The organism is Thiofilum sp. (genome assembly GCF_016711335.1).
Lineage (GTDB): Bacteria > Pseudomonadota > Gammaproteobacteria > Thiotrichales > Thiotrichaceae > Thiofilum.
Genome location: NZ_JADJTF010000001.1, coordinates 3,058,890 through 3,080,402 on the forward strand (window position 1 = coordinate 3,058,890; position 21,513 = coordinate 3,080,402).

Genomic DNA, 21,513 nt, shown 5'->3' on the forward strand with positions numbered 1-21,513 from the left:
TGTTAGAGCGAGGGTAGGGCTAAATGGGTTATTAGTGGGCGTGTGGTTTTTGTAAGGGGGTATTGATGGGGTGTGCATGACTCTTAGGGTTGTAAACAGGTATCATAGCCACTTTGTTAATTGTGCTTTGATACTGTTATGCCCCAAAAGCTTGAACTGACTTGGGTTGGTAAAGACCAACGTCCGCAATTAGAGCCGCGTATTTTGTTAGAAGATGCTAGGTTTTCGTATCATGCGCCGCATCGGGTGACGGAGGCAGATAGCTTCGATAATAAGTTGATTTTTGGTGATAATTTATTGGCACTGCGGGCGTTGGAGGCGGAGTTTACGGGTAGGGTCAAATGTGTGTTTATTGATCCGCCGTATAATACGGGGAGTGCGTTTACGCATTATGATGATGGGTTGGAGCATTCGATTTGGTTGGGGTTGATGCGGGATCGGTTGGAGATTATTCGGCGGTTGTTGAGTGAGGACGGTTCGCTGTGGATTACGATTGATGACAATGAATGTCATTATTTGAAAGTACTCTGTGATGAGGTTTTCGGGCGGCAGAATTTTGTTGCTAATGTAATTTGGCAAAAGGTTTATGCACCAAAGAACGCAGCTCGCTTTTTTTCAGTTGATCACGATCACATCTTAGTTTTCTCTAAGGCTATAGGGGAACTTAGATTAAATCCCATGCCTCGTACAGAAAAGCAAAATAGCAATTACAAAAACTTAGACAATGATAGTCGTGGGTTATGGCGTTCAGATAATTTGCTGGCTAGCTTAACAGGAGGGCAACGTGGGGCACAATTCGCTAAATCAGGAGTTTCCAAAGATATTTATGATGTTATTGGTCCTACCGGAAAAGTATTTAGACCGCGTGCTGGTACAAGCTGGCGAGTTTCTAAAGAAAAATTTAAAGCATTAGACGAAGAGAATAGAATTTGGTGGGGCAAAGATGGAAATAGTAGCCCAGCTCTAAAACGTTTTTTAAATGAAACTAAGAATGGTCGTGTTCCGCAAACTTTTTGGTCTTTTGAGGAGGTGGGTCATACTCAAGATGCTAAAAAAGAGGTAACAGCATTTAATTCAAATGAAATTTTCTCTACACCTAAACCAGAATATTTAATTAAACGTATCTTAGAAGTAGCTACTAATCCCAACGACTTAGTACTTGACTCCTTCGCAGGCAGTGGAACAACGGGTGCAGTCGCTCACAAAATGGGACGCCGTTGGATCATGATCGAACTCGGCGACCACTGCCACACCCACATCATCCCGCGCCTACAAAAAGTCATTAACGGTACAGACCAAGGTGGCATCTCTAAAGCCGTCAACTGGCAAGGCGGGGGTGGTTTTCGCTACTACAAACTAGCACCCTCACTCCTACAACACGACCGCTGGGGCAATCTCACCATTAACCCCAGCTACAACGCCGCTATGCTCGCCGAAGCGTTGTGCAAACTGCACGGCTATACCTACGCACCTTCGGAAACATTGTTTTGGCAACACGGTTACGCGACCGAGCGCAGCTTTATTTACACCACCACCCAAACCCTCACCTTTGACCAACTCCAAGCTCTAGCAGAAGAAGTGGGCGAAGATCGAACCCTACTCATCATCGCCTCAGCATGGCGGGGTATTACAGGCGAAGAGGCAAGTACTCGCTGGCGTAATCTCACCTTAAAAAAAATCCCTCATAGCCTTCTCAATCTGTGTGAATGGGGCAAAGACGATTACAGTCTCAACATTGCCAATTTACCGTTGGCACAACCTAAACCCACCGCCATGACTCCTACGCCTAAACCGAAAAAGACCGCAGCACCGTTAGGGCAAGGTAGTTTATTTGCAGCAGATGAGGGCTAAATCATGAACCGCGAGCAAATCATTCAACAAATTAAGGGCACTTTATCGCTACGTGCTCCCCAAGCCGAATCACTGCAAAAATTGGCACTTGCTCTCGATCAAGCGCCCGCAATGCGCGATCACAGCCCTGACCGTGATTTAGTCGCCATACTCGACAGTCTTAAAACCCAGTTTCCGACTTTACAAGACTTTGAGCGTGAGTTTCCCTCGCTGTGTTTTGCTTTAGCCACAGGAGTGGGTAAGACGCGACTCATGGGGGCGTTTATTACCTATTTGCATTTAGGCTATGGCATTAATAATTTTTTCGTACTCGCACCCAATCTCACGATTTATAACAAACTGATTCAAGATTTCACCCCCAATACACCCAAGTACGTATTCAAAGGCATTGATCATTTCGCCATTAAACCACCAGAAATAGTGACGGGTGATAATTACGAGTACTTAGGTAAACAGCGTGATCTCATCAGCCCGATCCGCATTAATGTATTCAATATTTCCAAGATTAACTCTGAAGTACGTGGCGGCAAAGAGCCAAGAATCAAGCGCATGCGTGAAGTATTAGGGGATAGTTATTTTGATTATTTGGCTGCTTTAGATGATCTAGTCCTATTAATGGATGAATCGCACCGCTATCGAGCCACGGCGGGGGTGAAAGCGATTAATGAATTAAAGCCGATTTTTGGTTTAGAACTCACCGCGACTCCCTTTGTAGAAAGTACTAAAGGTGCTATCCCGTTTAAAAATGTGGTGATGGATTACCCCTTAGCGCGTGCCATGGAAGATGGTTTTGTTAAAGAGCCTGCGGTCGTGACCCAACGCAATTTTAACCCCCAAGACTACAGCGCTGAGGAATTAGAACGAATCAAATTAGAAGATGGGATTCGCTTACATGAATTGACTAAGGTCGAGTTGCTCAATTACTCGCGCGATTACAATAAGCCTTTAGTTAAACCGTTTATGTTGATTATTGCCCGTGATACCACCCACGCCAGTCAATTACTCCAAACCGTAGAAACCCTGATGGAGGGACGCTATAAAGGCAAAGTACTCCAAGTCGATAGCTCAAAATCGGGGGCGGAAGAAGAGCAAATGATCACGCGCCTATTAGCCGTAGAAAGCGTGGATGAGCCGACCGAGATTGTGATTCACGTCAATATGCTCAAAGAAGGTTGGGATGTTACCAATCTTTACACCATCGTCCCGCTACGGGCTGCGAATGCTCGCACCTTGATTGAACAATCCATTGGGCGCGGTCTGCGTCTACCGTATGGCAAGCGCACAGGTTGCGCCGAAGTCGATAGGCTTAATATCGTTGCACATGATCGTTTTCAGGAAATTATTGACGAAGCTAATCGCGGTGATTCGCCCTTACGCTTAAAACAAGTGATTTTAGAGCGCCCCGAAGATCAAGAGATTAAGGTTAATTATCAGATAACTTCTCATCTTGATAATGCGTTTGCTGATGCACCGAGTCATATAGATGCGGGAATACAAGAGACGATTAGTACTAATACAGAACCGCAGACTTCAGCGACTACCCCTAATGCGCTTAGTTCGCCAAGACCTACCTTATCTTATGCCAATGCTGCGGAAAAAGCGGTATTACAGAAAACCTTAGAAGTGAGTCAACACTACGCTACTCAACCGAGTACTGTCCCTAATACCCAAGCCTTATTAAAAGACGAAGTACAGCAAGCCATTGCTCAGCAAGTGCTGGAAGCATTAAAACCGGTGCAAAGTACCTTGTTTACTGAAGCCGATGCTTTGAATGTAGCGGAATTAGTCAATCGCGCAACTCAATTTGTGATTGACCAAACTATTGATATACCGCGTATTAGTGTTAGACCCACAGGCGAGGTTACTACGGGTGTGAATCCGTTTAAGGTGAGTTTTGAAAACTTACGGCTACAACCGAGTACGCGTGAGTTAGTAGGGCAGGAGTTACGTACTAATGAGCAATTTAAACTCACTACTGAGTCACACCAGCGCTTAACACGTCTAGAGGATTATATTGTGGGGGCGCTGATTAAGTTTGATGATATTGATTACTTCACCCAAAGCGAACTGCTTTATGGTTTAGCGACCCAAGCGGTCGAGTATTTTAAAAGCTATTTGACGGAAGACGATGCGTATATTGTCTTAAATCAGCACAGCAAAACGATTGCCCGTGAAATTCATGCTCAAATGCAACATCACGCATGGGAAAGAGCAGCAGGGTATGAGGTAGTAGTCAGTCGTGGCTTTACTCCTCTTAAACCTTGTAATTTTACTGCCAACCCTCATTATCCTGTGCGCTCTTATCGTGAAACAGTAAATGAAGTGAGTAAAATCAAACAAATGTTATTCAGTGGTTTTACGAAATGCCTTTACCCGCAACAGAAATTTGATTCGGATACTGAACGCCGTTTTGCGGTGATTTTAGAGCGTGATGCACTGAAATGGTTTAAACCCGTCAAGGGGCAATTTGATATTAGTTATAAACAGGGAGCGAAAATTGCCGAGTATATTCCCGATTTTGTGGCGGAAACCGAGCAGCACTTATTGATGATCGAAACTAAAGCGGCGAATGAATTGCAATCCCCTGAAGTACTCGCTAAAGCACAAGCTGCTAAAGAATGGTGTAAACATGCCTCAGACTATGCCAGCCAACATCAAGCTAAGGCATGGAAGTACTTAATCATTGCTCATGATCAAGTACAGGAGAATAAATACTTAGTCGATTATGTAAGCAGTAGTGAGTTCACAAACATCGAGGTATGAGCTACGGTTCAACATCTAACTATCTCATAAAAAATATACTACCCTCGATAATTTTAGGTTATTTTTAGGGCAGGCAAAAACAATAAAGGGAGTGTAGTAGTTATGTTTGATAGGCTCATGCAGCGTACCGATGGTCGTGTTGATCATACTGAAATGACCACGCTTACGTTATCCAACGATATTGGCAAAATGTCTGATCGTATCGGTGTTATGGCAGACCGCATTGGGGAGATGGCAGAACGTATAGTGAAAACACAGGAAATGCAGTCTCAGAACATGGAATTAATGCAGAAATCTATGCTAGAAACAATGCAGACTATGGTTAAGCAGATGGAGTTAAGCAATAAAATCATAGAGATAATGATTAACAGTGGGGTAAATGTTGCAGAGAAGTTACCTAATGGAAAGATGTTAACGCCTGAATCTTTATCGACCTTTGCATCAACCTCAACCTCTCTGTTTGCACACCCAGCAAGAAAATCGACAGCACAAGCCTGTGTTGGGGAGTGAGAATCTTCTCGGTAGGCGTTGCTCCTACCGTTTACAATACTTCAAAGCTAGCTAGTAGTGCATCCTCACTACTAGAGCGACTAACCCTAACCACATACTGCCCTTTTTCGACTACCCAAGCATGCTCCTCTACTGACCAAGAAGCTAAATCACGTTCCCCCAAGGTAAAACTCAATCGCTGAGTTTCGCCTACCTGTAATAGACGTGTTTTGGCAAAAGCCCGCAACTCACGCTCGGGTTTATCCATACTGAGCGCAGGCGCAGACACATAAAGCTGTACCACCTCTTTACCTGCATATGACCCCGTATTAGTCACCGCCACACTAATCGTCAGCGTGTCCTCAAACACCGCAGCACTCAATTGCAAATCACTATAAGTAAATTGCGTATAAGACAAACCAAAACCAAACGGATACGCCACCGCTACACCTTGAGTTTGATAATAGCGATAGCCCACATAAATCCCCTCACCATAATGCACAGTACGCGGCAAACCTTTAGAAATAGGGCCTACAAACTGCTCCACACCCTCAGGAATCACCTCGCCGGGGAAATAAGGCGCTGAAGGTACATCCTCATAACTCAAACTAAAAGTCACGGGCAATTTACCCGAAGGATTAATCACCCCAGTCAATACATCGGCTAATGCATGCCCCGACTCTTGCCCTCCTTGCCACGCTAATAACATCGCATCGACCTGATCACGCCAGCTAGCCATTTCAATCACATTACCAATATTCAACACGACAATAACTTTTTTACCTAGTGCATGATAAGCCGTACTGACCTCGTGAATGAGTTGTTGCTCAGCCTCAGTCAAATAAAAGTCACCTGCTAAAGTGCGATCTTGAAATTCACCCGAATTACGCCCCAAGGTAATTAATGCCAAATCAGTTTGTGCCGCCGTGCTAGCAATCACTTGGGGATCGAGTGTCATTTCAGGCAGTGGGGGCGGCAATTCAAAGAAAAATTGTTTAGGCGGGATTTTAGCCTGTTCAGCCACAATATAAGGTTGATACAGCGTTTCTAGGGCGGGATCTACCCTAAGCTGTTGTGCGCGTAGTCCTTCTACCAAAGAAACCACATAAGCCTTATTCACATCGCCGCTACCCGTACCGCCTGCAATCCACGTATAAGAACCTACTCCAAAAGCAGCGATACTAGGGCTAGTGTTCAGGGGCAAGGTATGTTCGTTTTTTAATAATACTATCCCCTCAGCAGCGGCTCGGTGGGCTATTTGAGCATGTGCTTTTAAATCGGGTTGATCAGAGTAAGCGTATTGTTGGGCTACAGGCGTTTTGAGCGATACCTTAAAAAAGCATGTGAGATTAGTGTCGAGTACTGATTCAGCTAAGCGTCCCTCTTGTACCGCTTTAAGGATAATAGCGCGTTGTTCGGGAGTGCCGGGCATGAGTAAATCATTCCCCGCCTGCATTTGTGCGGCTGCATCATTGCCCGCAAACCAGTCACTCATCACTAACCCATCAAACCCCCATTCATCCCGCAAAATCGTCTGTAATAATTCAGTATTTTCAGAGGCATAGCTGCCATTTACTTTATTATAAGCACTCATCACCGTCCAAGGCTGTGCTTCCTTAATGGCGATTTCAAACCCACGTAGATATAGCTCGCGCTGGGTACGCTCATCCATTTGTACATCGAGCACCATGCGGCTAGTTTCTTGATTATTAGCGATAAAGTGCTTAACGGAAGCTCCCACCCCAGCTTGTTGTAATCCTTGAACTAAAGCAGCGGCCATTTTGCCACTTAGATAGGGGTCTTCTGCGTAATATTCAAAGTTGCGCCCGCCTAGAGGGTTACGCTGCAAATTCATCCCCGGCGTCAGTAAAATATCAATGCCATATTCACGGGCTTCAGCACCCATTGCTTGTCCCACACGGCTAACGAGATCTATGTCCCAACTAGCCGCTAGGGTAGTGGCTACCGGAAAAGCAGTACAATAATAGGTGCGTTCTGAGTCGGGGCGTGTAGGGTTAATACGTACCCCCGCAGGGCCATCAGATAACACCATAGAGGGAATACCTAGCTCTGGAATAGCGCGGGTATTGCCTGCTGCACCAGAGACTTTTTCTTGATGCTCAGTGTTAAAGGCTCCGCTGAGGTTTAGCCCCATACCCACTAGCAGAGAAATCTTTTGCTCAAGCGTTAATGCCTGTAACCAAGCCGTGATAGTCGACTCAATAGGGTTTTTCATAAAATATTGTCTCCTAACGGCTTAAGCAAAAGTAATCGCACCTTACTGACGCATGCGCTTTAAATAACCGCTCTATCCCAGCGGTGCTAAATGACACGCTACTTGGCTACCTTGCACCTCGCGGAATTCGGGTAATTGCTCAGTGCATAGTTTTTGGGTAAAGCGACAGCGTGGATTAAAAGCACAACCCGTAGGCGGCTTTAAGGGCGAGGGTGGTTCACCTTGTAAATGAATCCGTTCACGTTTTTCCCCTACTCGTGCTTGTGGGGTAGCGGAAAACAAGGCTTGAGTATAGGGATGCTGCGGATGAGCAAAGATGGTCGCTTTGGGGGCGTGTTCCACCACCCGCCCGAAATACATCACCACCACTTGATCGGCAATCCGCTCTACCACCGACAAATCATGGGAAATAAACACATAGGCTAAGCCTAGTTCTTGCTGTAGCTCAGTCAGTAGATTCAGAATTTGCGCCCGTACTGACAAATCCAAAGCAGATACTGGCTCATCCAATACCACAATTTTAGGTTTGAGCATTAAAGCGCGGGCAATCGCAATGCGTTGGCGTTGCCCCCCTGAAAACATATGTGGATAGCGCTCGGCATATTCAGGGCGTAACCCCACACGCTCTAGCATAGTGGCTACGGCTTGACGGCGCTCTAGTTTGCTCATGTGGGTATTGAGCAATAGCGGTTCATCCAGCATTTGTTGAATGGTTTGGCGTGGATTGAGTGAACCATAAGGATTTTGAAACACGATCTGAATTGTGCGGCGTAATTCAGCACTAGGTTTTTGGCTAAAATTAACCGCTTTACCATCAATCCATAGCTCCCCCGCCGTTGGCGTTTCAATCAACGTCAAAGCACGCGCTAGGGTTGATTTACCACAACCGGATTCACCTACAATCGCTAGTGTTTCACCTGCTTGCAAACTAAAACTAACCCCATTTAAGGCGCGTACAATAGCTTTAGGTTGTGTCAAACCTTGGGAGACTGAGTAATAGCGACATAATTGTTGCGCCCGCAATACTTCGCTCATGGTCTAGTCTCCAAAGGATAAAAACAACGAATCCAGCCTTGTTGATAAGGTTCTAAGGTTGGCGTTTCTGTTTGGCAACGAGCTTGCTGAGAAGAGCAGCGTGGTGCAAATAAACATCCTTGCGGGCGATCCTGTTGTCCGGGCACTAACCCCGGAATAGTCGGCAGTAAACCCGTCGGGGGCGCACGTTCGGGTAAGGCAGATAGTAGTGCAGCGGTATAGGGATGGTGGGGATGATTGAATAGTTCATAAGCTACATGTTTTTCGACCTGTTGCCCTGCGTATTGCACCACGACTTGTTGCGCAGTTTCGGCGACTACACCCATGTCATGAGTAATTAAGATCAGCCCCATATTGAATTGCTGTTGCAGTTTCATCAGTAGCTCAAGGATTTGAGCTTGTACCGTCACATCGAGGGCTGTGGTGGGTTCATCTGCTATGAGCAGCTTAGGTTGCCCGGCTAATGCCATTGCAATCATAGCGCGTTGACTCATGCCGCCCGACATTTGATGCGGATAAGCATGATAACGCCGTGCAGGGTCGGGAATACCCACCGCTTCTAATAAACCTAATACGTGCTCTTTACGTTCCTTACTAGAACCACCTAAATGAGTTTTGACTGCCTCATCGATTTGATAACCCACCGTAAAACACGGATTGAGGCTAGTCATAGGCTCTTGGAAAATCATGGCGACCGTGCCGCCATTTAAACGCCGCCGTTCGGTTGCATTGAGCTGCAAGAGGTTTTTACCATCGAGAATGAGTTCGTCACAGGTAATACGAGCTTGAGGCGGCAATAGGTTCATCAGTGCCAGCATAGCAACCGATTTACCAGAACCGGACTCACCCACAATAGCTAGTATCTCATTAGGATTGACACTGAGATTAATGCCTTCAACCGCTTGAAACCAACCGTTTTGAGTCGGAAAAGCAACCGATAGATTACGTACACTTAATAAACTCATGAGCGGCGCATCCTTGGGTCTAACGCATCGCGTAGAGCATCACCCACCAAATTAATCGAGAGCACAGTCAATAAAATCGCTAAGCCCGGAAAGGTGACGACCCACCATGCACGCGTGATAAATTCACGCGCTTCAGCCAGCATAGCGCCCCATTCTGGAGTAGGCGGCTGAGCACCCATGCCTAAAAAGCCTAATGCGGCGGCGTCTAAAATAGCGTTAGAGAAGGAGAGGGTGGCTTGTACAATTAAAGGAGCCATACAATTAGGCAGAATGGTTTTAAACATTAAGCGCATATTACCCGCGCCTGCGACCCGACTGGCAATCACATAATCACGATTTTTCTCTCCCATCACATTAGCACGCGTTAAACGCACAAAATGGGGTAGCATCGTCAGAGCAATCGCGTACATAGCATTGATTAAACTAGGACCTAAGACCGCCACCATGCCCAGCGCTAGTAATAAACTTGGAAAGGCAAGGATAATGTCCATAATGCGCATAATCACGGTATCTAGCCAGCCTTGATAGTAGCCTGCAATCACACCGAGCAATGTGCCGATAATGACTGAAAGACTCACCACCACACAGCCAATAAAAATAGAGTAGCGAGCGCCATAAATCAGCCTTGAGAGTATATCGCGCCCGACTGCATCGGTTCCGAGTAGATAGGGTAAGTGACCTGCCTCAGTCCAAGCGGGAGGTAAGAGTAAGGCTTGGCGGTTTTGTAAAGTAGGATCGAAGGGGGCGATAATATCCGCAAAGATAACCACCAGTAAGAGTATGACTAGGAAGGCTAAACCGACCATACCGCCGCGACTGGTTTTAAAGTAGCGCCATGTGATTTGCCAACTGCTTTGATCGAGTGGAATACTCATTTGCCATCCCTCACTCGTGGATTAATCCACCCATATAAGACATCCACCAAGAGATTCACCACCATTACGGCGACAGCAATAAATAATAAGCCCCCTTGCACCGCTGGATAATCGCGCCGTGCAATCGCTTCAATCATCCATTTACCAATCCCCGGCCAAGCGAAAATAGTTTCAGTCAGTACTGCACCCGCCATCAGGCTACCCACTTGTAGACCGATAATAGTAACGACAGTGATTAAGGCATTGCGCAGCGCATGTACCATAATGACACGCGTAGGACTTAAACCTTTGGCATAGGCGGTACGAATATAATCTTCTCCCAATACCTCCAACATCGCTGAGCGCGTTTGCCGCGCAATCACTGCCATAGGAATAGTAGAAAGCACCAGAGCAGGTAAGACTAGATGATGCACCACTGAGCCAAAAGCACCCGCTTGACCAGAGCGCCACGCATCAATCAGCATAAAATTAGTATCCGCATCAAAATAGTATTTGATCAGATCAATGCGCCCCGAAACCGGAGTCCAGCCCAAAGTGGTCGAGAACAACATAATCAGTAGTAAGCCCCACCAGAAAATGGGCATAGAATAACCTGTCAGTGCTACCCCCATCACTACATGATCGGGCCAACGCCCGCGCTTAATAGCGGCTAAAATACCCGCAGGTACTCCAAGCAAAACAGCAATTAAAATCGCCGCGAAAGCCAATTCTAAAGTGGCAGGTAAGCGTGAAAAAAATTCATCAATGACAGGCTTATGAGTGGCAATGGATTGTCCAAAGTCACCGCTGAGGACATTTTTTAAATAATACCCGTATTGCAATAATAGCGGCTGATCTAAACCTAATTGCGCCATGAGTTCAGTTTTACGCTCGGCTGAAATTCCGCGCTCTCCGGTTAAAATCGTGACTGGATCCCCCGGTAATAAGCGTACAAATAAAAAAGCAGCCAGTGTGATACCCAAAAAAGTAGGGATCAACATCAATAGTTTATTAAAGATAAATTTCAGCACTGAGTATGCTCCTATCAGGGCATTAAGTACTTAATGCCCAGAAGTTGCGACACTCACAACTTCTGGGCAAGCTTAGCGCTAACAGACAGTTATTCGCTTAAATCTACATATTTGAATTGATGCAGACCAAAGGGAGATTGTTTGTAACCCGTAACATTTTTGCGTGCCACTTCATGCACCACAGAGTGAGCAATCGTCGCCCAAGGTGCTTCTTTTTTGAATACTTCCTGAGCTTGCATGTACAATTTGGCGCGCTCTTCTTGCGAACTGAGGGTTTTAGCTTTCATGATTAAATCATTGAACTCTTGATTACACCAGAAGGCACGATTAGAACCATCTTTAACCGCATCACAACCTAACAGAACGGCTAGGAAGTTGTCAGGATCACCATTGTCACCTGTCCAGCCTAGCAGCAAAGTATCGTGTTCGCCTTTTTTGGAGCGCTCTAGATACTCTGCCCATTCGTAGGTAACAATTTCAGCCTCTACTCCTATCGCTTTCCAATCGGCTTGAATCATTTCAGCCATACGCCGTGCATTAGGATTATAAGGGCGTTGTACAGGCATAGCCCAAATATTGGTCTTGAGATCTTTGACACCTGCTTCAGCTAGCAGCTTTTTAGCACCTTCTACATCATAAGGGTCGTCTTGTGTGGCTTCGTTATAGCTCCACATGGTCGGAGGGATAGGGTTTTTAGCAACTTTACCCGCGCCTTGATACACCACATCAATAATGGCAGGTTTATTAATAGCCATATTCAGGGCTTTACGCACGCGCACATCATCAAATGGTTTTTTCTGCGTATTGTAAGCAAAATAACCAATATTTAAGCCTTCTTGTTCTAAGACCTGCATGTCTGGATTTTTGCGCATGGCTTCAAGATCGGCGGGATTAGGGAAGGGCATTAAATGACATTCACCCGCTTGTAATTTTTGCCAACGCACCGCGTTATCAGGGGTGATAGCGAAGACTAGATTATCGATTTTAGGTTTGCCTTCCCAATAGTCAGGGTTAGCTTTGTAGCGAATCATGGCATCTTTTTGATAGGCCACTAATTGGAAAGGTCCCGTACCGACCGGATCATTATCGACCTTTTCTGGTGAGCCTGCTTTCATCATCGCATCCGCATATTCAGCCGATAGAATCGAGGCAAAGTCCATCGCTAGATTCGCCATCATCGGTGCTTCAGGGCGCTTGAGGGTGAAGCGTACTGTGGAGTCGTCGACTTTCTCTACTGATTTCAGTAAATCGGGCATAGACATGCCCGTGAAATACTCATATGAACCATTAGATACTTTGTGATAAGGGTGATCCGCTAGGAGTTGGCGATTAAAAGAAAAGACCACATCGTCTGCATTCAGCTCGCGCGTGGGCGTGAAATCTTTTGTGGTATGAAATTTAACACCTTTGCGCAGTTTGAAGGTGTATTGAGTGCCATCAGCACTAACCTCCCAAGACTCCGCTAGAGCAGGGCTAACATTGGTTTCACCCGGCTTGAATTCAACGAGTCGATTATAAAGGGCTTGACCCGCCGCATCGAAGGTAGTGCCATCAGTATAAAATTGCGGATTGAAGCCTGAAGGGGAGCCTTCTGCACAGTAGACAAAGGTTTTATCAGCGGCAAAGCTGGTAGAGAAGGTGGCTAAAGTACTTAGTAACAAAGTAGTAATGATAGAGCGTTTCAGACTCATAAAAGGTTTCCTCCAGTTTATATACGTATAGAGAGACTATGCGCGTAAAGATTAAAATTGGTCAAGGTTTTTATAAAAAATCTTATAATTTAAATTATGTTAAATAAATAAAGAAATAAAAACAGAAAATCAAGTAATAATAGCACCACCCAAACAAACCTCGTCCTGATACCAAACAATCGATTGCCCCGGAGTAACCGCTCTTTGAGGTTCTTCAAATCTTACTTGCAAACAATCAGAATCAGACGCCTGCACATAGCATTCTGAATCCAACTGCCGATAACGAATTTTAGCAGTGCACGCCAAAGGCAAAGCAGGGGATCTTTCTGAAATCCAATGTATTTGTTCAGCTTCCAGCGTAGACCTCAATAACCAATCATTCTGATGCCCTTGAGCAACCACTAAACGATTAGTATTCAAATCCTTATCGACTACAAACCAAGGGTTTTCTGTGGCATGTTTCACCCCGCCAATACCTAAACCTTGGCGCTGTCCAAGCGTGTAATACATTAAACCTTGATGCTTACCTAATACTTTTCCCTCAGGTGTTACTATCTCGCCGGGTTGAGCGGGTAGGTACTTTTGCAAAAAATCTCTAAATTTGCGCTCGCCAATAAAACAAATGCCGGTACTATCTTTTTTGCGTGCTGTAACAAAACCTTGCTCTTCAGCGATACGGCGTACTTCTGGTTTTTCTAACTCACCAATAGGGAAGAGGGCATGACTTAACGCATATTGCCCAATGGCATGTAAAAAATAACTTTGATCTTTGTTTTGATCTAAACCCCGCAATAATTGAAACTCACCCGATGCTAATGGTCGCACCCTTGCATAATGCCCTGTAGCAATACCATCTGCTCCTAGATCTAAGGCAAAATCCAAGAAAGCCTTAAATTTAATTTCTCGATTGCACAAAATATCGGGGTTAGGGGTACGTCCTGCTTGATATTCAGCTAAAAAGTGTTCAAAAACATGATCCCAATATTCAGCAGCAAAATTAACGGTGTGCAGCTTAATACCCAACTTATCGGCTACTGCCTGAGCATCCGCTAAATCCACATGTGCCGCACAATAGGTTGCAGTATCATCTTCTTCCCAATTTTTCATGAACAGCCCTTCAACCTCATAACCCTGTTGAAGTAACAAGTAAGCAGCCACTGAAGAATCAACGCCCCCAGACATCCCTACTATAATTCGGCGCATTTACTCAGCCCCACCTTGATAATAATGCAAACATTCCAACGGATAGCGTATACCAGCTCGATAGGCATTTAAAGTCTCCATCACTAGAGGACTGCGCAATTTAAAATACTGCTCAGATACAATCTCATCCCATGTTAACCAATGCACCGCACGAATATCAGAGTCAATAACAGCATTTTCAACCGCCTCAATCGCTTCTGCCAAGAAACTAAAGCGCAAATAAACACGGTCTGGATCATCGCGTTGCCAATGCATAATGCCTAATAAGGCTGTTGGTTTAATCCGCCAACCTGTCTCTTCGAGTGTTTCACGATACACTGCTTCTAAGAGTGACTCACCATGCTCCATGTGACCAGCGGGTTGATTAATGACAACTTTGCCTTGGCTCAGCTCTTCAACCATTAAAAATTTATTATTTTGCATTACTACACTGGCAACAGTGACTCGTGGCTTCCACACCATATAATTGATACTCCAACAGATTCTCGTATTGAGCTAGATGATTTACGATAAATTCGCTTATTTTGCATCCTTTCTCCGATGATTATGCTTTATAATGCGGATCGCATGTCGAGAACAAATGCCAAAACTTTAGGAGAGATTAAAGTAATGTATCAGAAAATCAAAGTTCCAGCGGGCGATAAAATTACCGTTAATGCAGATTACTCATTAAATGTTCCTGATAATCCTATTATTCCCTTTATTGAAGGGGACGGCATCGGTGTCGACATAACCCCTCCTATGATAAAAGTAGTGGATGCAGCAGTAGCAAAATCCTACGGCGGTAAACGCAAAATTAGCTGGATGGAAGTCTATGCAGGTGAGAAAGCCAACCAAGTGTATGGCGAAGATGTGTGGTTACCCGAAGAAACCACTAGAGCTGTACAAGAGTTCGTGGTTTCGATCAAAGGACCACTTACCACACCAGTAGGCGGTGGTATCCGTTCTCTTAATGTGAAATTACGCCAAGATCTCGACCTTTATGTTTGCTTACGTCCTGTACGTTACTATGATGGTGTACCTAGCCCCGTTTGCGAACCTGAAAAAGTCGACATGGTAATCTTCCGCGAAAATTCTGAAGATATTTATGCGGGAATTGAATGGGCTGCTGAAACACCTGAGGCTAAGAAACTGATTAAGTTCTTAACCGAGGAAATGGGTGTTACAAAAATTCGCTTCCCTGAAACCTCAGGTATTGGGGTAAAGCCTGTATCACGCGAAGGTACTGAACGCCTTGTGCGTAAAGCGCTGCAATACGCGATTGACAATAACCGCAGCTCGGTCACTTTAGTCCACAAGGGCAATATTATGAAGTTCACCGAAGGCGCGTTTAAAAACTGGGGCTATGAGCTAGCCAAACGTGAGTTTGGTGCGGTTGAAATTGATGGTGGACCTTGGTGTCAGTTTGCCAATCCAAAAACCGGTGCGACTATCACAGTCAAAGACGTGATCGCGGATAATTTCCTGCAACAAATCTTACTACGCCCCCAAGATTATTCCGTTGTAGCTACATTAAATCTCAATGGCGATTTCATGTCTGATGCTTTAGCCGCTCAGGTGGGGGGTATTGGTATTGCCCCAGGCGCTAATCTGTCTGATAGTGTCGCTATGTTTGAAGCGACTCATGGTACAGCTCCCAAATACGCAGGCTTAGATAAAGTCAATCCTTCTTCTATTATTCTCTCGGCTGAAATGATGTTACGTCATATGGGCTGGGTTGAAGCAGCGGATTTAGTTAATAAAGGGGTAGCAGGTGCTATTGCTTCAGGTAAGGTAACTTACGATTTTGCTCGCTTAATCGATGGGGCAACAGAGCTGAACTGCTCTGAGTTTGGCGATAATATTATTGAGCATATGTAGTCACTTATTGGTGATCACTCATTTAAGTACTAAGTTTGCTAGATAATTAAGATTATCCTTATACAAAAGCCCCAATTGGGGCTTTTGTACTTTAACCGTATTTGCTCTACTAACAGAACTAAATACACTAAACTCAATACCAAGCTTTCATCCAAGTCTCTTGAAATTGCATCAGGGCATCGTATTTAGGCGATTCTGCACGCGCCTTATTTAAATGCTCTTTAATCCCCCAGCTTCCCCACTGATGGAAACTTTGAGGTAGGGTATAGGCTACAAATAACTTTCCGCCCGCACTCTTCCACTCAGTCAGCAATTTTGTATACGCATCGCCCATACGCGGATCACGATTTGCCGCTTCAAATAAGGCACGAACTGTATTAAGCCTAGTTATCTCTGTCTCGTAGGCTGCTAAAGCAGCATTAAACTCGGCATCACTACTGTAATTACTACGTAAAGGTTTACTAGGCCACTTGACTGCTAAATGTTGTCCGCCTTCATACGCAATCAGACTAACATTTTTAGCCACTGCAACTGCTTGTTGTAATTTTATTTTCTCAATAATTGCATTTAAACCATAAGGGTCTTTAGCGTTATTAATAATCTCAAAAATATCATCTACCTGAGTCACTTGAGAAAGTAGTTTAGGCGCATTAGCTTCTGTACAGGCACTAGGAACGCGATCCCAACAGCCTTGAAAATACGGTGCAATTGCCAAGGCGTCTACCACACTTGCAGTATTGTCGTAATTAAGCATGTTGCGCGATAAATCGACATTATTATAAAAACTCCCTAATACCCGTACAAAGCGACTATTAGTGCCAAATACATCAGTCCAAATAGCGAATATTTCTTTCGAGCGCTTAGCGGTATAAAGCGCTCCCGCCCAAAACTCAGGTGCACTCGGATAAAGCGCACCTAGACCTAAGTCCATACCTTTTTTACGTACATAAAGCGCTGCCCAAAAAATGCCGTTCCACGTTTCGTTGCTATATTCGATATAAGGTTTTAGGGTAGGATCAAGACGAGCATTGACCATAGTAGCGAATTGACGCACATAGTCATCATCAGCATTATGAGGAATATTAAACCAAGGATCGACTTTGAGAGTATTAGCTAATTGAATAATGACCTCTAAGGGTACACCGCGCCCATAACGTTCTAGTAAGGGTGAATCAGAATCCCCAGAAGCCCCCCAGACCGCATTATCTAATGTGCTGCGTTGTGACCATGTAAAGGGTTGCAACAAGCAGGTATTGTATACGTCTCCAGTACCAGAGCAGGCATGTGCAGGGCTTGCCTTCATAAAGTTCATCGTGCGTAATACTTTGAAGTTACGCAGCTCACGTAAAAAATCAGGGTTGAAAACAACAGTATTACGATTAGCTAAAGACGTTTCAAAGGACTGATAGTCGCCACTCGCACAGTCTGTAGCACTATTAACACGCTTATAGATATTACTAGCGCAAATACCACCGGGCATCACAATACGGATATTGCGAAGTGGATTAGCAGGGTCAGTAGCAGTAATTTGTAGACGAATGCCTGCTGACTGATCAGAAGCAGAACGACTACTAATCGCTACTTCAATCACATCTCGTCCGGTCTGAGTATTCGTACCCCGCGCTAGTCCAGAATAAGCCAATGTACCTGAACCCTCATAAAGAACAATATATTGCCCTTCTGGTATAGCTCCTACAGGCACATTGCGTAGCGCTCCAGTTGTAGCAGATTTTAAAAAGGCATTGGCTTGAGAGGCACAACTTGTAGGTATAGTCGTTGGCCAGCCATTGCTATCATAAGTAATATCAGGGCAGGAGTATTCTTTGAAAGGACGTGCTACACGAAATACATCCACAAAAGGTAAAGGTTGACCTCCTACACTGTCATGTTCGGGCTGAGGTTCTTCTAAATTAATGCCTAAAAAGGGCGTAAAGCTTGGTATTAAGGTAACGCCTGCGGCTTGTAATGTATCTGCGAATAAAGCCGTTGACTGGGTAAAATTTAAATTAGGTAGAGTAGTTTGTTGTGTAGAAAGCACATAACCATTAGTTCCATTCGCATCGGTATCTAATGAGGCGGCTAAGTTTTTAATATTAGACTCTACATTAGCTGCACAATTAGGCTGAGTAGAACCCGTGCATAAAGCAGAGGCTAACTGCTTATGGGTCATGGAGGGTTGTGCTGCAATCGGACCAAAAGTTGTGCCCGCTATACTAAAACTAATATTACTGCCTGAAAGGTAAGTAAATGAGCCATCGTTAGTGGTAGCTGCATTGGTTGAATTAGAGTAACTAACATTGCCAAGTGGCAATAATTCTAAACCACTTGACACCGCATCCAAATACAATTTTCCTGTTAGAGGTGTAGGTGTAGGTGTAGGTGTAGGTGTAGGTGTAGGTGTAGGTGTAGGTGTAGGTGTAGGTGTAGGTGTAGGTGTAGGTGTGGGTGTAGGTGATCCACCACCGCCCCCACCTCCGCAGCCTGTAACAGTTGCTAACAGTAAAATACCCAGACCTTGTTGCCAGCCTACCTTCTGAGTACTTAAGCCACGACAAAGCTTTGAACGCTGTTGGATATTTTTTAGTGCTATGGTTAACGGCTCAGCTTGTAACTGCTGTTGAGCATGTTCAGCGCAACTACTTAAACCTAATTGGGTACGACAAGCGCATGCATAGCCCTTAGTAGGTGATAGATCCGTTTGGTAATAAGTCACCGCTCGCCGTAGTGCGCGTGAGATACCATTTATTAAAGGTTTTGTTATAGACATGAGTTGTGTCCCTTATAGCGTCTTAAATAGAGGCTGCAAAATCTAGTTAATCTATAATAGCTGATAAGTATAGACTAGGATAATACGATGAAAATTCCCACAAGCATCATTATATTGGTATCTTTTTTACTGAACCCTGCGTGGAGCGCTGAACGTCGACCTATTGCTCAATTTCAAGTCGCTCCATTGATACAAGCTAAGGTCATCGTTGCAGATCGTATGGTGCTAGTAAGCATTAATAACCAAGCCCTAAAACCTGTCGCTCCTGTGAATCCTTTCTTATGGCAGGAGTATCAAGGCGGCTATATTAAATATGGCGATTTTGATAAGGATAAAGTTCGAGAATTAGCCTTATTAACCAGTATTAGTTATGGCGGTATTAATCCTTGTTACTACATTTACCACTATAATAAACAACAACAGCGCTTTTTACGTAGTGGTGAGCCGATGCGGTGTAATTTATGAAAGCTCTTCAGAGTGCTCACTAGATTCATGAGGGTTAAGATGACGTATTGAGCCTAACACTAATAATAATCCTAACAGTCCAGTACTCAGCACTATCCCCAAAATACCATAAGCGGGCAGGGTAGTCAGGTAATAAAAACTCATCAGCACGCCACTATAAAGTATGCCCGCAATAACTAAGGCACGACCACCCAAGACTAAGCCAAGAATAATACTATTGAAGCCTATCAAAGCAGCTAGGCTTAATTGCAAAGCACTCGCAAAAGGTAAAAGCGCCTCTAATGCCATTAGCAGTAAATACATTAAACTTACACTCACACCTACTATCACGTAGTGTAGCCAGTGTAATGTTCGACCCGACAATAATTCTAGTACTAAAGCCACTAATAGGACTAAACCCAATAAAACAAAACTCCACTGTATTAAACGTCCCCAAACAATTTCCAAAGGATTCGTTGTCTTTTGCTCAATCCCAAACGGGGCTTGATGTAAATCAAAGGGTTTTATTTGATCTAGTACCCAATAAGCCGGATAACCTCGAACAAGAGCAGGAATCTGCCAAGTCCAAATCTGCATAGTGTTATTGAGCGCCTTACCTTGAGGCTTTCTAACACCAGTTGCTTGAATATTGAGTTGTTGGGGTATGGAAAGCGTCAACTCAGTTTTTTGTCCCACTGGCGTAAACGTTAAAGAGGAGCCTAATTGCAGGGGTAATTGAATTTCAAACGGTTGAAAGCGGGCTTGTTCTTTAGTTTCCGGTAAACGTACATGAAAACCCGCTCCTAATGCAGGTAAAACTTGGGTATCGGCTTGTAAGTCTAAGTGTTCATTATTCCAAAACATTTTGACTTGATTTTGTAAGGCTCCCAAATCTTTGAGGCCCACGAGTAGTTGTACTTTATCCCAGCGAATATTGCGTTCATTATCCAAATTGGGGTCAGTCAACGTTTGATAATCAAATTTACCGGTCAAAATAACTAAAGCACTTTGATCCGTATTGATGGTAGTGCGAATATTTAACTCAGTGGGCAGTAAAACCGCCGTATGATCGGTGTAAACATCTTTACTGACCACTTTAGAAGCACCTTCTTTATCGGTCACCGTTTCAACACTAACAAAATGATCGACATAAGGAATGACTAACAGGGGAGCGGTAATATGTTGCGGCTTAAGGTTTTCTAGGTTAGTCACTGTACTTTTAGGGGCTTGCTGCAAGTAGTGTAGGGTAGCCATGAGGAATAGGGTGGAAATAACAGCAGCCCATGCTACCAAACCAATCCGAGCACTAAGTGTATTGAACAATGACAGCATAATTCCCCAAAAGACTAACGCACAAGATGCCAACTATAGCAGCAAAAGACGCTCCCAGACGGGAAAATATAAGGGGCTACCAATGATAAATACCGTTATAATATGTAATAATTAACTTTAATATATGGTTTTAAGTTATTGATATTTAATAATATTAATTCTTATCAATCTTACGTAATTGAGGCTCAAAAGGGTAGACTATACTGTGCTTGACTCAGAACCGATAGAGCTTCAATTTATTAGGAACTAGACAACTTAAGCCATAGAGCTAAAGTTTTTTTGCATCTATCTAACATAACAAATTGATTTTTTATGGCGGCACGATGGTACGAATACAAAAAATTTCGGTTCTTGTGTACTGAAATGATCGCTTATATGGCTCGCTAAAAATTGGTGCAACATTTGTTCTAATAATGCTGTGTGATTTATTGACCAAAAGACCCAAGAGACAGAGTTCGTGGCTTATATAAATGAGTCGTCTTGATAAAAAGGTAGGTGTTTAGCCCAGTTGAGGGTATGCCCTAAGCCTATATTGGAGTCTAATTACATTATTTTACATAATATACATTATAATGAAAAGTGATAAGTATTAGATTGGTAGCCTTACATAGTAAAAACCTTGCTTAAGAGGACGTTTTTTGCTCAATTTTAGTATACAGGGACTAGATTAGGATTGGGGCTTAGCAGACGTTTACCAATTAATGTCTCGATATAGCGCTTTACGGTAGCTTTTTGTTCACCCGCGAAACGTACTCCAACGCCGCCTCTAGCATGATTCGGTGGCGTAATCCAGACCACTATACCCGGCACTAGAATCTTTTTATTTTCAGACTGCAATGACACCTGAATCACCACATTCTCATGAAACTCTAGTGCTTCTTGTGTAGGTACAAATAATCCCCCGTCCTTAATATGCGGCATGTAATGACAATATAATTGATCTGCATTATCTAATAATAAAGCTAAACGTTTAGGTGGAATAATAGCCATAG

Annotated in this window: 16 protein-coding genes; 5 read left to right on the top strand and 11 right to left on the bottom strand. The window is 44.2% G+C overall.

Features of this window, described 5'->3' with window-relative positions; all coding sequences use genetic code 11:
* Positions 1–138 precede the first annotated feature (138 nt).
* The 3 genes from IPL34_RS14495 (at position 139) to IPL34_RS14505 (ending at position 5,124) form a co-directional block, all read left to right on the top strand.
* Complete coding sequence (locus IPL34_RS14495; protein WP_296842162.1) at positions 139–1,851, top strand: site-specific DNA-methyltransferase; 1,713 nt, start codon at positions 139–141, stop codon at positions 1,849–1,851.
* A 3-nt stretch (positions 1,852–1,854) separates the two neighbouring features.
* Positions 1,855–4,614 (top strand): DEAD/DEAH box helicase family protein, encoded by a 2,760-nt coding sequence (locus IPL34_RS14500; RefSeq protein ID WP_296842163.1) that lies wholly within the window; start codon positions 1,855–1,857, stop codon positions 4,612–4,614.
* 117 nt (positions 4,615–4,731) lie between these two features.
* Positions 4,732–5,124 carry a hypothetical protein gene (locus IPL34_RS14505; protein ID WP_296842164.1) on the top strand — a complete coding sequence of 131 codons (393 nt, stop codon included), beginning with the start codon at positions 4,732–4,734 and terminating at the stop codon, positions 5,122–5,124.
* Between the two features lie 31 nt (positions 5,125–5,155).
* Here the strand turns inward: IPL34_RS14505 and IPL34_RS14510 are convergent, their stop codons facing one another.
* The 8 genes from IPL34_RS14510 to IPL34_RS14545 form a co-directional block, all read right to left on the bottom strand.
* A complete protein-coding gene (locus IPL34_RS14510) occupies positions 5,156–7,339 on the bottom strand; it encodes a glycoside hydrolase family 3 C-terminal domain-containing protein (protein ID WP_296842165.1) in 2,184 nt (727 codons plus the stop codon).
* Between the two features lie 72 nt (positions 7,340–7,411).
* The gene (locus IPL34_RS14515; protein WP_296842166.1) at positions 7,412–8,374 is read right to left on the bottom strand and encodes a dipeptide ABC transporter ATP-binding protein; all 963 of its coding nucleotides are present in this window, start codon (positions 8,372–8,374) and stop codon (positions 7,412–7,414) included.
* Entirely contained in the window at positions 8,371–9,339 is a 969-nt protein-coding gene (locus IPL34_RS14520; protein WP_296842167.1) for an ABC transporter ATP-binding protein, read from the bottom strand. Before IPL34_RS14520 ends, IPL34_RS14515 begins: the two co-directional genes overlap by 4 nt.
* Complete coding sequence (locus IPL34_RS14525) at positions 9,336–10,214, bottom strand: ABC transporter permease subunit (RefSeq protein WP_296842168.1); 879 nt, start codon at positions 10,212–10,214, stop codon at positions 9,336–9,338. The genes IPL34_RS14520 and IPL34_RS14525 overlap by 4 nt, the downstream gene beginning before the upstream one ends.
* Positions 10,211–11,224 carry an ABC transporter permease gene (locus IPL34_RS14530; RefSeq protein WP_296842169.1) on the bottom strand — a complete coding sequence of 338 codons (1,014 nt, stop codon included), beginning with the start codon at positions 11,222–11,224 and terminating at the stop codon, positions 10,211–10,213. Before IPL34_RS14530 ends, IPL34_RS14525 begins: the two co-directional genes overlap by 4 nt.
* An 89-nt stretch (positions 11,225–11,313) precedes the next feature.
* Positions 11,314–12,915 (bottom strand): ABC transporter substrate-binding protein, encoded by a 1,602-nt coding sequence (locus tag IPL34_RS14535; protein WP_296842170.1) that lies wholly within the window; start codon positions 12,913–12,915, stop codon positions 11,314–11,316.
* Positions 12,916–13,044: 129 nt separating this feature from the next.
* Positions 13,045–14,118 carry a tRNA 2-thiouridine(34) synthase MnmA gene (gene mnmA / locus IPL34_RS14540; protein ID WP_296842171.1) on the bottom strand — a complete coding sequence of 358 codons (1,074 nt, stop codon included), beginning with the start codon at positions 14,116–14,118 and terminating at the stop codon, positions 13,045–13,047.
* The gene (locus IPL34_RS14545) at positions 14,119–14,580 is read right to left on the bottom strand and encodes an NUDIX hydrolase (RefSeq protein WP_296842172.1); all 462 of its coding nucleotides are present in this window, start codon (positions 14,578–14,580) and stop codon (positions 14,119–14,121) included.
* Positions 14,581–14,727: 147 nt separating this feature from the next.
* Between IPL34_RS14545 and icd the strand changes: the two genes are divergently transcribed.
* Complete coding sequence (gene icd, locus IPL34_RS14550) at positions 14,728–15,978, top strand: NADP-dependent isocitrate dehydrogenase (protein WP_296842173.1); 1,251 nt, start codon at positions 14,728–14,730, stop codon at positions 15,976–15,978.
* 133 nt (positions 15,979–16,111) lie between these two features.
* Here the strand turns inward: icd and IPL34_RS14555 are convergent, their stop codons facing one another.
* Entirely contained in the window at positions 16,112–18,745 is a 2,634-nt protein-coding gene (locus IPL34_RS14555) for a hypothetical protein (RefSeq protein ID WP_296842174.1), read from the bottom strand.
* 87 nt (positions 18,746–18,832) lie between these two features.
* On the opposite strand from IPL34_RS14555, the gene IPL34_RS14560 reads away from it, so the two are divergent.
* Positions 18,833–19,210, top strand: a complete 378-nt coding sequence (locus IPL34_RS14560; RefSeq protein WP_296842175.1) for a hypothetical protein — start codon at positions 18,833–18,835, stop codon at positions 19,208–19,210.
* Here IPL34_RS14560 and IPL34_RS14565 read toward each other — a convergent pair.
* Together IPL34_RS14565 and IPL34_RS14570 are read right to left on the bottom strand one after the other, a co-directional pair.
* The gene (locus IPL34_RS14565; RefSeq protein ID WP_296842176.1) at positions 19,205–20,512 is read right to left on the bottom strand and encodes an inner membrane CreD family protein; all 1,308 of its coding nucleotides are present in this window, start codon (positions 20,510–20,512) and stop codon (positions 19,205–19,207) included. The two genes, IPL34_RS14560 and IPL34_RS14565, sit on opposite strands and share 6 nt — an antisense overlap.
* A 657-nt stretch (positions 20,513–21,169) precedes the next feature.
* Entirely contained in the window at positions 21,170–21,511 is a 342-nt protein-coding gene (locus tag IPL34_RS14570; RefSeq protein ID WP_296842177.1) for a PilZ domain-containing protein, read from the bottom strand.
* Positions 21,512–21,513: the final 2 nt, after the last annotated feature.

Excerpts from the sequence above, each read along its gene's own strand:
- IPL34_RS14525 (WP_296842168.1), bottom strand. The coding sequence starts at position 10,214 with ATGAGTATTCCACTCGATCAAAGCAGTTGGCAAATCACATGGCGCTAC.
- IPL34_RS14560 (WP_296842175.1), top strand. The coding sequence starts at position 18,833 with ATGAAAATTCCCACAAGCATCATTATATTGGTATCTTTTTTACTGAAC.
- IPL34_RS14520 (WP_296842167.1), bottom strand. The coding sequence starts at position 9,339 with ATGAGTTTATTAAGTGTACGTAATCTATCGGTTGCTTTTCCGACTCAA.
- IPL34_RS14545 (WP_296842172.1), bottom strand. The coding sequence starts at position 14,580 with ATGGTGTGGAAGCCACGAGTCACTGTTGCCAGTGTAGTAATGCAAAAT.
- IPL34_RS14495 (WP_296842162.1), top strand. The coding sequence starts at position 139 with ATGCCCCAAAAGCTTGAACTGACTTGGGTTGGTAAAGACCAACGTCCG.
- IPL34_RS14570 (WP_296842177.1), bottom strand. The coding sequence starts at position 21,511 with ATGGCTATTATTCCACCTAAACGTTTAGCTTTATTATTAGATAATGCA.
- IPL34_RS14515 (WP_296842166.1), bottom strand. The coding sequence starts at position 8,374 with ATGAGCGAAGTATTGCGGGCGCAACAATTATGTCGCTATTACTCAGTC.
- IPL34_RS14500 (WP_296842163.1), top strand. The coding sequence starts at position 1,855 with ATGAACCGCGAGCAAATCATTCAACAAATTAAGGGCACTTTATCGCTA.
- IPL34_RS14535 (WP_296842170.1), bottom strand. The coding sequence starts at position 12,915 with ATGAGTCTGAAACGCTCTATCATTACTACTTTGTTACTAAGTACTTTA.
- IPL34_RS14505 (WP_296842164.1), top strand. The coding sequence starts at position 4,732 with ATGCAGCGTACCGATGGTCGTGTTGATCATACTGAAATGACCACGCTT.
- mnmA (WP_296842171.1), bottom strand. The coding sequence starts at position 14,118 with ATGCGCCGAATTATAGTAGGGATGTCTGGGGGCGTTGATTCTTCAGTG.
- IPL34_RS14555 (WP_296842174.1), bottom strand. The coding sequence starts at position 18,745 with ATGTCTATAACAAAACCTTTAATAAATGGTATCTCACGCGCACTACGG.
- IPL34_RS14510 (WP_296842165.1), bottom strand. The coding sequence starts at position 7,339 with ATGAAAAACCCTATTGAGTCGACTATCACGGCTTGGTTACAGGCATTA.
- icd (WP_296842173.1), top strand. The coding sequence starts at position 14,728 with ATGTATCAGAAAATCAAAGTTCCAGCGGGCGATAAAATTACCGTTAAT.